Source organism: Acidovorax radicis, from assembly GCF_020510705.1.
GTDB lineage: Bacteria > Pseudomonadota > Gammaproteobacteria > Burkholderiales > Burkholderiaceae_C > Acidovorax > Acidovorax radicis_A.
The window spans coordinates 23499-35983 of record NZ_CP075184.1 but is presented as its reverse complement, the minus strand read 5'-3'; the positions used below and the strand labels follow the sequence as shown (position 1 = coordinate 35983).

Below are 12485 nucleotides of genomic sequence, written 5' to 3'. Positions count from 1 at the left end.
GTTTTGACCATATTTTCTGACCGTGGCTGAAATCATTCCCCACCGTTCGGGCTGAGCCTGTCGAAGTCGTGCGCGGCGCTTCGAACGGCTCAGCATGAACGGGTTTTTGGGCGAATCATCCCTCCAGCATCTCCACCCGCAGCGCCGCCACCGGGCCTGCCACGGCCGGGTGCGCTGCCAGCGCAAACACGGCCAGGTCCACGGTGGATTGCGCCACGGCGTCCGTCAACACCAGCACCTGCGGGCCGCTGCCCGGGGGCAACGCCTTTTCTTGTGCCAGCGCGACCTGCAACACGGGCACCTGTTGTGTGGCCAGCCATGCGCCCACGGCTTCGATCTGCTGGGCGCTGTGCACCGGCACGCGCAGGTAGTGGCGCGTGCGCACCGCAGCACGCGGCAGCACCGCCACTGTGTCGTCCACCGCGTGGGCATGAAAACCCAGGTGCGGCACCCGCTGTGCGGCATGGGTGCCATCCAGCCGCGCCACATCCACCAGGTCTGCAATCACGGCCGATGCGGTCTGCTCCGACCCTGCGCCCGCGCCGTAGTACATCGTCACGCCTGACGCATCGCCCTTGACCATGATGCCGTTCATCGAGCCGTTCACATGCGCCATCAGGTGTGAGGCGGGCACCAGCGCGGGTTGCACCCGCAGCTCGACCCCGTCGTGGCGGCGCCGGGCCACGCCCAGCAGCTTGATGCGATAGCCCAGCTGCTCGGCACACGCCACGTCCTGCCCTTGCAGGCGCGTGATGCCTTCGATCTGCGCATCGGCAAAACGCACCGGCATGCCAAACGCATTGGCCGCCAGCAGCGTGATCTTGTGCGCGGCGTCCACGCCCTCGATGTCGAAGGTCGGGTCGGCCTCGGCATAGCCCAGCGCCTGCGCCTGGTCCAGCGCCTGGGCAAAACCCAGGCACTCGTCGCGCATCTTGCTCAGGATGAAATTGGTGGTGCCGTTGATGATGCCCGCCACCCACTCGATGCGGTTGGCCGTGAGGCCCTCGCGCAGCGCTTTGACGATGGGAATGCTCACCGCCACCGCGCCCTCATAGGCCACGGCCACGCCGTGCTGGCGGGCGGCGGCAAAGATCTCGTTGCCATGGATGGCCAGCAGCGCCTTGTTGGCCGTGACCACGTGCTTGCCTGCACGGATGGCGGCCAGCACCCAGTCGCGCGCGGGGCCGGCGCCACCCGCCACCTCCACCACCACATCCACGTCGGGGTGGGTGGCCACCAGCACCGGGTCGTTGGTCAACGCCACGTCGGTGCCCACCACACTGGCCGCACGGGTCAGGTTGCGGGCGGCCACCACCACCATCTCAATGCCACGCCCGGCGCGCCCTGCAATCTGCACCTGGTTGCGCGCCAGCACGCGAAATGTGCCGGCGCCCACGGTACCAATGCCAATCATGCCCACGCGCAGAGGGCGCATCGCTACAGTGGCGGCGTGCAACGGTTGAGGCGCTAGGGACTGGACGGGATCGCGGACCATGGACTTCTCCAAACGACTGAAAAACAATCAAACGAACAAACAAAAAAACCCAGCTGCCAGAGCTGGGTTTCATTCATTCGTCTTGGGGAGAAGAGAGCGATCACCAGGTGGCTGCCGAAACGGCCACCTGCGCGTGCTCAGGTGGCCGCGGGGGTAATGGTGGTAATCATTCGTGCACCCATCGCCCGCGTGAATGCGGGCAGCATCATGCACATGCCTTGGGAGGCCGTGGCGCGTGCGGTGAAGGGGATGGCGGTGTACGACATGAGGCGGTCAGTGTAACTGAGGCGCTTGGGCTGTCGTCAAGCCTGCTTTCGAAAGGGGGCGTTGCGGGTGGGCACCGTAGGTGGCATTACCGTCACGGCTTCAGGCAGATGATTGCTATAAAAACAGAAGCTGTTAGCGCTTTATGGATAAGCGCTACGGGCATTTTTGTTCATATATTTTCATATGCCACCAGTACCTGACTGGTGGCTGTTATCCCCTCAGGCCCAGCTGTTGCATCGACGCCAGCACATGGCGCAGATGGTGGCCGCAGCGAGTTCCAGTCATGGGTCCTCGACAAATGGACTTTGGCAGCGGTGCGTTGCGCCGCGCCGCGTGCCGCTCCGCTATTTCGCCAGTGTGGCGGTGAGTGTGATCTCGGGAACCGACGCCAGCGCTTTCGACAGCGGGCAGTTGGCCTTGGCGTCTGCTGCCAATTTTTGAAAGGCCGCGTCGTCCGTGCCCGGCACCTTGGCGGTGAGCGTGAGGGCAATGCGGTCGATCACAAAGCCATCGCCCTCCTTGCTCAGCCGCACGGTGGCCGTGGTGTCTATGGTCTCGGTGGCAATGCCGGCCTTTTCGGCGGCAAAGGCAAATGCCATGGTGAAGCAGGCCGCATGCGCGGCGCCGACGATTTCTTCGGGGTTGGTGCCTTTGCGGTCATCGCCAAACCGGCTGGCAAAACCATACGGGTACTTGTCGAGCGCCCCGGTCTCGGTGCTGATCTGCCCCTGGCCGGACTTGCCGGCTCCTTCCCAGTGAACGCTGGCTTTCTTTTCCGTCATGGTGTGCTCCTTGTGGTGGTGGATCGGGTGAACCACTGATATCACCACGCCCTGCTGCGCGGGCGTGTGGGACAGCATCGCATTGCACTGTCCACCCCGCAAGTGCAAGTGCAGGGGGACAGCGCTTGTGCCCGCACGCCGTGGAGCTAAATACCGTCTCCCATGGGCTCCATCCGCACCATGCGAATCGCATCAAACGGGCACCGCACCGCACACAGGGCGCATCCCGAGCAGCCCGCCGCATCGTGCAACCGAGACCGCTTGGGCCCCCAGTCGGCCGTGCCTTGCACCTGCAATGACAACACATGGGGCGCGCACACCGCCACACACCACCCGCAGCCAGTGCAGCGGTCGGTATCGATGGCGGGCAACGCTTTGCGTCGGGCATTCATGGGCGGAGGGTTGGGGCACACAACCAAAGGGAGTCACTGGGGACCAGACTTCTGTTTGAACTGCAGCTTAGCGCGCAGCGTTCCAACGGTCGAGCATGGCCATGGTGGCCGGGGCGCCGTCGGCACCTTGCTCGGTGCGCTGGCGATACAGTGCGCCCATGCACCCCGCCAGCAGCAACAATCCCACCATCACCCGGCACCTGCTCATCCGTGGCCAGGTACAAGGCGTCCGTTATCGCTGGTCCATGGTGCAAGCTGCCCAGCAGCATGGCGTGCAAGGCTGGGTGCGCAACCGCAGCGATGGCAGCGTGGAGGCCCTGGTCACGGGCCCCACCGACGCCGTGCAATCGCTCATCGGCTGGGCCCGCCATGGCCCGCCGCATGCGCGGGTGGATGGGGTGGAGGTGCAGGCCGCGCCCGGGCCTGCGGAGCCCCTGGCAGGGTTCGTTCAAAGGGAAACGGTCTAGAGATGGAGCGACTGGCTGGCCACCGCTGCGGCGGGCGGCCATGTCGCATCGACACCCACCGGTGGGCCGCGCCACTGGCCCCGGCGCTCAGCCTCTGCGTTGCAAATCACGCGCTCCATACGCGCAGTAACCGGGCTTGGGGCTTTTCTTCTGGGGGTGCAGGCGGCACGTTTCGGGCCGCTGGTCATACACGGTGCACAGCCGCGTCTTGGGGTCCAGAAAATGGCAGTCGCCACTGGCGCGCCGCGCCATCGTGAAGATCGTGTTCTTGTGGTTGAAGTGGTCAATCAGCCGCGCCTTCTGCAGCCGTTTGGCAATGTGCCTGGGCTCCTCGTGTTCAGCCTCGAACGGGTCTACCAGACCCAGTCGCACCAGGTCCGAAAGCTGCACCTCCAGCGGCATCGTGCAGCAGTTGGCTGCGCAGGTGTCACACAGGCCTGCGCGGTAGCGGGTCCAGGTGTCTGGGCGGTCTACGTCAACGATGGCGATGGGCGAGCGCATGGGTGTGAGGGCAATGGCACAAGGTGAAGGGATGGCTGCGATTTTGTACGCGTTCTGTCTTTTGCAGCGGTTTTTGGCCTGCTTTGTGTTCCGCGGGCATCGCTGCGTCGCCAACACTTCTTCAGCGACGCAGCCACCAGCATCCGGCCGGACCGCAGATTGTTACTGCTGCATCAGCCGGTGGCACGTCAGACTGCTGACGCCCTGCTCGGCGGGGTGTCGTTGTCTTGCGGTGTCGCCGGCGAAACGGTGGGGGGCGTTGCCGTAGACGATGACGAGGGGTCTGGTTCTGAGGATGGTGGTGCTGGCGCCGCACTGATCACCATGTAATGCGCCAGCGTTTCATACAGCGGCCGGGCCAGCATGCGCGACACCAGGCTGGCGAGCATGGCCGCCGACATGAGGCTGAGCACCATGGCGTGTCCGTCGACCATCTCCATCACGATGATGAACGCGGTAAGCGGCGCCTGGGTTACCGCCGCCAGGAAGGCGGCCATGCCCATGGCGATCAGTGCGGGGGCCACGTCGCCGCCCATCAGCATCGACACGTTGTGCCCCACGCCCGCCCCGATGGACAGCGACGGTGCAAAGATACCGCCCGGTATGCCCACCCAGGCCGACAACCAGGTGGCGATGAATTTGAGCGTGACGTAGAAAGCCGGCACATCGGCCTCCCCTTGCAGCATGTGTTTCACGGCGTCGGAGCCCGCACCAAACGTGGCACCCCCGGTGACGAGGCCAATGATGGCGATCAGCAAGGCTCCCGCTGCTGCAAAACGGATGGGAAAACGCGAACGCAACCGGTTCAGGCGCTCGGGCGCGGACGTGAGCGAGGCGGCGAGCAACTTGGCGAACAGACCGCCCAGCACGCCGCAGGTCAGCGTGACGCACAGGCCGGGCAACAACGCGTCCCAGGTCAGGCGCGGCACCTGGATGCGGCCAAAATAACTCAGATTGCCAAAGACCGAGACCCCCATCAAACCGGCCAGCACGATGGCGCTGATGATGAGGCCGCTGGAGCGCGACTCCATGCGGCGTGACAGTTCTTCAATCGCAAAAACAACCCCCGCCAGGGGCGCATTGAATGCCGCCGCGATACCTGCTGCGCCACCAGCCACCAACAGTGCGTGGTACGTGATGCCCGAGTGCGGGCCAAACCAGCGGCGCGCATGGTGCATGACCCCGGCGGCCACCTGCACCGACGGCCCTTCGCGACCGATGGACAGCCCCGCCATGAAGCCAGCTCCCGCCAACACCATCTTGGCAAATGACAGCCACAGCGACACAAGGCGCCCGCGTTGTGTGGTGTCGAGCGAGGGTTCCAGCGCGGCCATCACCTGCGGAATTCCTGACCCTGCGGTGCCGGGCGCCCAGCGTCGCGTGGCCCATACCGCTGCGGCTGTGATGGTGGGCGTCCAGACCAGCACCGCCCAGCCACCCTGCCAGTGATAGATGCGCTGAAACACACCAAAAGCGGTATCTACCAACAACGTGAATGCCACCACACACAAGCCCGCCGCAGTCGCATAGGCGAGCACGATGCTGCGATCCAGCCAACGCCTGCCGTCCTTGAGTTCCTGGCGCAGGTTGTGGAGGAAGTCCGGTTCTTTGTGCATCCCGATGAAAAAGAGGGCGGGTTTGTGAAAGCGCTCAGATAGATTGGGGGGCTGGCATCAGCGCAGGGTTGTGCGCGCGCGGCCGCCCACGGCGGCTGTCAGCGGCGGATCAGGTAGCGGATGGTGGGCCCGTCCTGCTGAATCTCCAACACTTCGTAGCCATGATTTTTCGCATCCAGCGGGATGTTGTTGATCGACTGAGGGCAGTCCGAAATCACCTCCAAAATCTGGCCGGGCGCGAGCTGGGGCATGGCTTCGAGCGTGGCGACGGCCGGGTAGGGGCACGGCTCGCCGACCATGTCGAGGCGAAAGTCGGGAACGTAGGTGCTGGTGGGGGTGGGTGTCATGGCGGGCTCCGGTTTCAAAGGGCGGTTTGCAGCTTGGTGGCGGCGGCGTTCTGGCGGGCCTTCTTGGCAAAAAAGTGCTTTTCCCACCAGATGACCAGCGTCAGCGACAGGCCCAGCATCCCATAGGTGGCCAGCAGGCCGCCCTGGGGGCCCAAGGTCTTGAGCAGGTTGATCTTGTCGTAGTTAATGGCAATGGCGGGTGCCAGGTCGTCCCACACCAGCGCCAGCAGCGTTGAGCCGATCACATTGCCCAGGCCCACCCACCAGTAGTGCACCTGGCCTTCGACCGCGCGGTACATCCAGCCGGTTTCGCAGCCGCCGGCCAGCACGATGCCAAAGCCAAACAGCAGCCCACCGATCACGGCATTGGGGCCGGCCCAGAAGATCTTGGGGTCCAGCCCCAGTTGCACATAGCTGTAGACGCCAATGGTGCTCACGGCCATGCCGGCGATGATGGCCTTGGCCATCTGCGTGCGCCCGGTGATCCACAAATCACGAAACGCCGAGGTGAAACACACCTGGGCACGTTCGATGATCAGCCCAAAGGCCAGGCCAAACAGGGCCGCAATGCCCAGTTTGGGCGCATCGAACATCTTGGCCACAGCCCAGACCATGAAGCCCAGAAACAGCGCCATGCCGATGCGAAAGCGTCTTTTGGCTTGCGCCTGGTGTGCCGACAGCGGCTGCGGTGCCGACACCTTTTGCAGCTTCACGGGGATGCGAAAGACGGGCAGCAGGCTGACCTTGGCCCCGGCCAACGAGCCGATGGCTGTGGCAATGGCAAAAAACCAGGCGTGCAGCGAAAACTGCGGAATACCCGTGAAGAACGCCGCGAGATTGCAGCCCATGGCCAGGCGCGCGCCAAAGCCCGCAATGATGCCGCCCGCCAGCGCCTGGAACACCCGGATGCGGTGCGTGGGGTGGCGCAGCTTGACGTTATTGGCCCACAGCGCCGCCGAAAAGCAGCCGACAAACATACCGATGATCATCACCCCGTCGATGCGTGTCAGAGGTGTGCCTTGCAGGCCGATGATCTTGAAGTACCCCCAGTTCGACAGGTCCACGCCCGCAAACTGCAGCGCATGTCCGCCCCATCGTGTGAATTCGCCCGTGACGGCCCAGAAGGTACCGGTCAGGCCGAAGTAGTAGGCCGAGAGCACGCCCGCGGCAATCACGGCCGGCACAGGCGACCAGAAGCGCACAAGGTACTGTTGTTTGAATTCTTGCCAGGTCATGACGGGTTGGCTTTCAGAAAAAAGGGCTGCGCGGGAGCGCAGGCAGAGGATGGAAACAACAAAGGCTCCATGACGGAGCCTTTGTGGCAAAGCGTGTGTGTTACGGCAAGGCCCGCCGCTCTGTAGGTTCTCAGAATGATTGCAAAAGTGAGGGACGAAAAATCAACAACTTCTGCACGGATTCTAAGAATAGGAATGTCGCCGTTCTCAGAATCATTGAAAAAATCCTACATGCTCAGAAAGTCCTCCGTCGCCGTACGATACGGGGGCGAACCCCGGTGCGTTTGATCACTTCAACCGATCAGTCGTGATCAGCTAACCGCTGAAGATGATCGTACTGCTATCGAACCGTTGAATCCGCAACCGGTAGTCGGTTGGTTTATCTCTTGCTGAGGTGCTTGTCTGGGAGACTTTTAGCATGCAATTTGGACCATGGATTTTTTGCCGGCGCCCATTCTCTACACGCCGTCCGTAAATGGCCGATGCGCGCTCAGCGCCACCTGCCCAACTTGGCTACTCCGATCGCTTTCGCTGGTCGACAGTCCTCTTTGCTGGATAGACGCGCAGATTCACCCCCTCCTCGTGCCTCAAGATACGCGTTTCGCTGCCGGTCCAAAAAGCACAATGAATCGCCCCGCAGGTTACTTGGAAGGCAGTAAACGACGGCTCACCTTTGGCGCTGGCAACCGCTGTTCGCTGAGCCCCTTCTGCCCATCGGGCCTTGTCTCTTTCGGCAGCCTTGGCTCCTGCCTGCGACGAAAGAAGTACCGCGGACACAAGCGCTACGACAATAAAGAAAAACCCCGCGACATAAAAGTAGAGCACTCCCCCTTTGTCTACCAATGCCACCATGGCAGGCGCAGGCTTATTTTGAATTGAAGCGAGCCGTTTACGTGCGCATCGCGCAAAAACAGCTTGACCGCGCTGAACCTTCGGGAAGGAAGAAAGAGCTGCGGCAATGATCACCGCCATCACGATCAGCAACACAATCATTACACCCATCAACATTGGTGCGAGACCAAATGACAACAAAGATGTGAAGCCGTATAACCATACCCGATCGAGCGGCAGTGGGAACATGGAGTTATCTACACCAAAGGCCAACAAGTAGCTCTCCTGATACATCGTGCCTACCAGGTACAGCGCTGCGGAGAGAACCGGAAGCACGGTTAAAAGAAGTTGAAGCTTGGGGTCTCTTTCCGAGGGAGTGGGAGAGCCTTGATCTGGAGCGGGATCAAGCTGCGCCAATACACTTCCATCTCTTCCCGTCCTGCTTTCAGCATAGCCTGAGGCCCTACTTGCATCCGCAATCTGTACTGTCTTTTGATGCGCTTCGTCGGTTTTCTGCATTACTCCTCCAAACTAAATAAAGAGCGCCCCAGACCCAGAGATGAAACCAGGACGTCGCACCGCTATTACGCGGCTTTCGTGATGATCATCGATCCCGCGTTCACCGCCTTGGCCGAGAGATGGGCGTGCCATATCGTCGGCTCGGGGTCTATGCCCGAGTATCTGCGGAACGTCGTACAAGCTGCGCCCGCTAGTGACAGCAATTAGGCGTAGGTATTCCTCAGATCATGGATGCGAACATTGGCGCTGGCCTTTTCATGCAGCTGATATCACGCCCGGGTGATCGCTGTGTAGGTGTTGCCTGCTATCGGTTTTGGGAACAGATAGGGGGAGCTGCCTTTGGCCTCCATCTGCGCCAAGTCCCACAAGCCAGAGTCATTCAGCGGAATGGACTGCAGCTTCTGGGATTTGGCGTGCAGAGCGTGTTCGCATTCATCCTAGACCCGCCGCTTGCGGTCTCGCACCGAACGACAGCATTTGGCCGATAGTACGGGTTCGGCTACGCGGGAGCGGATCACTGCATTCGCTGCGAAACGGCGCTTCGGAATGGCAGCTCCAGGTTGGTGCAGTCAATCGCCGGAATGAACAGCGTGGCAGCTTTGCGCCATGAAACAGCCGCTTGCGGGGTACCAGAATTCCTACGCACTCTTGAACAAGACATGCACCGAAAAACTGAGGCACCGTTCAGTGCCTCAGTTTTCCAAAGCCATCGAGAGCTCTATCGGACTTTCACGCGTTGGGCTTCTCCCCAGGACGTTCTCACAGCCACGGAAATGGATTGGTATCGAAGCTGCCCGAGCGGTGTCTGCTTTTCAAACATGAACGCACTAGCGTCCGCGATGTCAGGCTCTTCGTTCACGACGAAGGACATGCTCACCGCGTCGATCAGATGGCGAAAACGATCCAATCGGGAGCGGGCTTGACCCACCCATGGCTCTCGGGTCACACGCGTCGCAGAGCCGCCGACCCAACACCACTGCACGGGCGCGGCAATCGACTCCAAGGCGCTCTTGAGCGACTGATGACCTGATGCTGAGACATGGAAGAAGCGTAGACAAGTGAAATCATCCATCACCTCCAAGTCTCGTCGAGAGTCATCCTCGTTAGGTAGTTCGACATACCGACCTTGCAGTACCGCAGGCCAAATGTCCGCCGCCGCGATATACCAGCCATCAGAGACCTCACAGTAATCCGGTGTTGCTCCCAATCGTCCAGCATCGGCCACGTCTACAGCAATGACCAGCCCCTTGGCAAAGGCCTCTACAGTGGCCTCAGCCGCCGGGAAGCGAGTTTGAGCCTCGGTCAGGATGCTTTGCATTCGGCGTGTCATAGGCTGCGCCTTTGGCTCTTGTCGCCCCCGCTCTCGGCAAAGACAAGCATGGTGCCAATGTAGAAAGCCATGCCCCCGGGCAACAAGATTCAGAGAATCTTGCCGACCAAGGCTGGGATCAGATTTTCGGCGCGACTTGGCTTCGCGCTCGATCTTTTGAGCGCGTGTATAGGTAATGGGGAAAATTTCCATTGCATGCTCCGTACCAGGAGATTCACAGTGCTCACTGCTGCACTCCATTGAGGTTGGGCTGTGCAAATGGTTCGAGATGGCTTGATCTTGCGTCGTCCCAGCGGACCGGGTCTGCCTATGGTGAGCAGCGCGCACCGACGTGTGCAGCGCTATTCTAACGAAGGCAATACTGAGAAACAAGTTTGGTGATCATCACAGGAATTGAATCGAAGCACGCATATGGCCGGAATCAAGCAACATTTCATCCCACAACTTCTGCAGCGAGGCTTCGAAGCGTCGAAGTCGGGTAAGCACTCCCAAGTGTGGGTATTCCGCAAAGGACAAGCGGCCTACAAGTCATCCACAGAAGGCGTTGCCGCGCAGCGGCACTTCTACTCCGAACCTTCGCTTGACGAGGATGCACTCGACAACATCATTACTCGGTATGAGAAGGACGTCCTTACACCGGCTGTAGACGGACTGCGAAACGCACCTCTAGGGCAAGTAGAACCCGAGGCCGCAGCTTCGGTCGTGTCCCACCTTTCCATTAGGGCTGCATTTGTGCGAGGCGCTTTCAGCGAAATAACAAAGAAGTTTCTAGATCACATGTCGCAGGTCCTGGCCACCGATGAGTCGGCTCGCGCGTACATGGGCATTGACTCTGTCTCAAAAGACTCAATGATCGAAAAAACTATTAATGAGAGTCTTGCCGAGGATGTGGCCATGCTCCCAGAAACTGCACGGCACCGACTTGGCAGGATGGTGAGGTTTCGCTTCCGGGAACACTTTCATGCTGACTTCACGAGCATGGCAGGCATGTTCGACATGCAGATAGAACGCTTTGTTGGGGTCACGTCCAGTGCTATTGAAAACGGACACATCCGGATGCTGGAAAGGGAAATTGTTCCGCTGAAGCGCACTGAGCTACTTAAGTCCTTGCACTGGAAGCTCGTTTTGGTGCCCGAGAACTCACATGTGATATTGCCTGATTGCTTGGCGCTTGCCAGCGACCATGCTGATCTTTCACGCCCCATACCCTACACCCTGGCCGACGACGAGACTCTGGCGAGCGTACTGATGCCAGTTAGTTCATCCAGGGTGCTTGTTGGCAGCCGAACAGATGTAGTCATTGACTGGAAAAAACTCAATTCGTTGTTAGCACAGTCCTCGCTGGACTTTTTCATCAGCTCTCGCAACGACATGGAGATGGTCGGGCTCGCGCAGCAGATTGGGCACGCGGTGTCGAACCACTCCCAGAGGCTGTTAGAGAAGGATGCGTTTGATGCGCCTTCCCCCTACCCCGAAAGAAGTGAACCGACGGCAGCAAGACTGGTATCTTTGGTTCCGATTGTTGAGTTCTTGCCCGGGAGCCCCAAAAACGGTGCCGTTGAGGCCGCAATTCGGGCGCAAATGCGCGCGCCTGAGTTAGCGCCGTATCTGGACCAACTGCGCGCAGTCGTTGTCGTCCCGGATGTCGCCGCAGCTCTGACGCAGCGTGGCGTGCCACTCAACGAGTACGGGCAGCAGCAAGTGCAATTCGGAGCATGCCAATCGAGTTTCACGCCTGAAGGCTTTGTCTGCGAAGTATTCGTGCCCACGGAACTCGCACAACTCATGGTCAACGCCAAGGCCGAGCACGCTCGTTCCGCAAGCGCTCTTGTGCGCCATCATCTTGGCCGTGCCGTATACATGCACTTTTTTGCGGGAAGCGTGTCGCAACAGGAGGTGCAAGAGTCGCGAGGTCAGCTGGAGAATCTACTGCTCGGCATGGCGCAATTGGCGGCGTCCCACTACTTTGGCGCACGCCTGTCATCTCCCCAAAAAATGGGGACACAGGAGTTCCAGATGGCAGATGCGCTCCAGTCCCAGGCTATGAGCTGGAGCCTAGAGGGACTCTCCCGAGTTCGGGAGCAGTACCTTGCTGAGCCCGATGTGGACAAGCTACTACTCACCCTTGCTGTATTTACAGAAGCGCTCTTTACAACAGCGGCGTCTGGCTGCGTACTACGCCATGTCAATCCAACTTACTGGGAATCTGGGAAATGCGCCGAGAAACTTGAAGCAGCGGGTCTCTTGAACTGGTTCTACCTCTTATCCCGCGATATGGACTCGTACTTTGTCGCCAGGGATACCTGGGCGAGCCTCGCCGAACTAGAGTTCTTGACTGTCCACGCTGAGCGGATCCTTTGGGGCTTCGGGTTTTACTTGTCGCCAGCGGGCAACCAGATTCGAGTGGATGTGGGAAATGACCAAGAGCTAGCTATGCTCACAAAGCTGATCAGTGGTGCGAGATTTCCCGAGCGGAGACAGCACAGTCATTCGAGCAATATGCTGCGCGATTCCTAAGGCGGTTGAACGTTGCGTGGTCTAAGTCCGAAACGCTCGGGTTGTCATTGGCAATGACTGCTTTTTACCATTAGGGTGAACACAGAAGAAGGCGCCCACGGACAGCAACCGCTGCGATACTGGACCTCGCGCTGCTTGGCAAAAGTGGATAGATTTGTCGCGCCACAGCTCTTCCCCGCTTAGTAA

General features: G+C 60.4%; 12 protein-coding genes. 2 read left to right on the top strand and 10 right to left on the bottom strand.

Features of this window, described 5'->3' with window-relative positions; genetic code table 11:
- Positions 1-115: 115 nt before the first annotated feature.
- The 4 genes from KI609_RS00155 to KI609_RS00145 form a co-directional block, all read right to left on the bottom strand.
- Complete coding sequence (locus KI609_RS00155; protein WP_226445833.1) at positions 116-1495, bottom strand: homoserine dehydrogenase; 1380 nt, start codon at positions 1493-1495, stop codon at positions 116-118.
- Between the two features lie 137 nt (positions 1496-1632).
- The gene (locus KI609_RS22875; RefSeq protein ID WP_264181361.1) at positions 1633-1761 is read right to left on the bottom strand and encodes a hypothetical protein; all 129 of its coding nucleotides are present in this window, start codon (positions 1759-1761) and stop codon (positions 1633-1635) included.
- Positions 1762-2106: 345 nt separating this feature from the next.
- The gene (locus KI609_RS00150) at positions 2107-2544 is read right to left on the bottom strand and encodes an OsmC family protein (RefSeq protein ID WP_226445832.1); all 438 of its coding nucleotides are present in this window, start codon (positions 2542-2544) and stop codon (positions 2107-2109) included.
- A 146-nt stretch (positions 2545-2690) separates the two neighbouring features.
- The gene (locus KI609_RS00145) at positions 2691-2936 is read right to left on the bottom strand and encodes an ATP-binding protein (RefSeq protein WP_226445831.1); all 246 of its coding nucleotides are present in this window, start codon (positions 2934-2936) and stop codon (positions 2691-2693) included.
- A 158-nt stretch (positions 2937-3094) separates the two neighbouring features.
- On the opposite strand from KI609_RS00145, the gene KI609_RS00140 reads away from it, so the two are divergent.
- On the top strand, positions 3095-3403 hold the full coding sequence (locus KI609_RS00140; RefSeq protein ID WP_226445830.1) for an acylphosphatase: 309 nt from the start codon (positions 3095-3097) through the stop codon (positions 3401-3403).
- 87 nt (positions 3404-3490) lie between these two features.
- Here KI609_RS00140 and KI609_RS00135 read toward each other — a convergent pair whose 3' ends face one another.
- The 6 genes from KI609_RS00135 to KI609_RS00110 all read right to left on the bottom strand — a co-directional run bounded on the left by KI609_RS00135 (position 3491) and on the right by KI609_RS00110 (position 9974).
- Positions 3491-3904, bottom strand: coding sequence for a YkgJ family cysteine cluster protein (locus tag KI609_RS00135; RefSeq protein WP_226445829.1), 414 nt, complete (start codon positions 3902-3904; stop codon positions 3491-3493).
- A 188-nt stretch (positions 3905-4092) separates the two neighbouring features.
- Positions 4093-5520: a chloride channel protein gene (locus KI609_RS00130; protein WP_226445828.1), complete on the bottom strand. Its 1428-nt coding sequence runs from the start codon at positions 5518-5520 to the stop codon at positions 4093-4095.
- Between the two features lie 98 nt (positions 5521-5618).
- Positions 5619-5867 carry a sulfurtransferase-like selenium metabolism protein YedF gene (yedF, locus tag KI609_RS00125; protein WP_226445827.1) on the bottom strand — a complete coding sequence of 83 codons (249 nt, stop codon included), beginning with the start codon at positions 5865-5867 and terminating at the stop codon, positions 5619-5621.
- A gap of 14 nt (positions 5868-5881) precedes the next feature.
- On the bottom strand, positions 5882-7192 hold the full coding sequence (gene yedE, locus KI609_RS00120; RefSeq protein WP_226445826.1) for a selenium metabolism membrane protein YedE/FdhT: 1311 nt from the start codon (positions 7190-7192) through the stop codon (positions 5882-5884).
- A gap of 423 nt (positions 7193-7615) precedes the next feature.
- A complete protein-coding gene (locus tag KI609_RS00115) occupies positions 7616-8452 on the bottom strand; it encodes a hypothetical protein (RefSeq protein WP_226445825.1) in 837 nt (278 codons plus the stop codon).
- A 718-nt stretch (positions 8453-9170) separates the two neighbouring features.
- On the bottom strand, positions 9171-9974 hold the full coding sequence (locus KI609_RS00110; RefSeq protein ID WP_226445824.1) for a hypothetical protein: 804 nt from the start codon (positions 9972-9974) through the stop codon (positions 9171-9173).
- A gap of 219 nt (positions 9975-10193) precedes the next feature.
- Between KI609_RS00110 and KI609_RS00105 the strand changes: the two genes are divergently transcribed.
- Positions 10194-12299 carry a DUF4238 domain-containing protein gene (locus tag KI609_RS00105; protein ID WP_226445823.1) on the top strand — a complete coding sequence of 702 codons (2106 nt, stop codon included), beginning with the start codon at positions 10194-10196 and terminating at the stop codon, positions 12297-12299.
- Positions 12300-12485 lie beyond the last annotated feature (186 nt).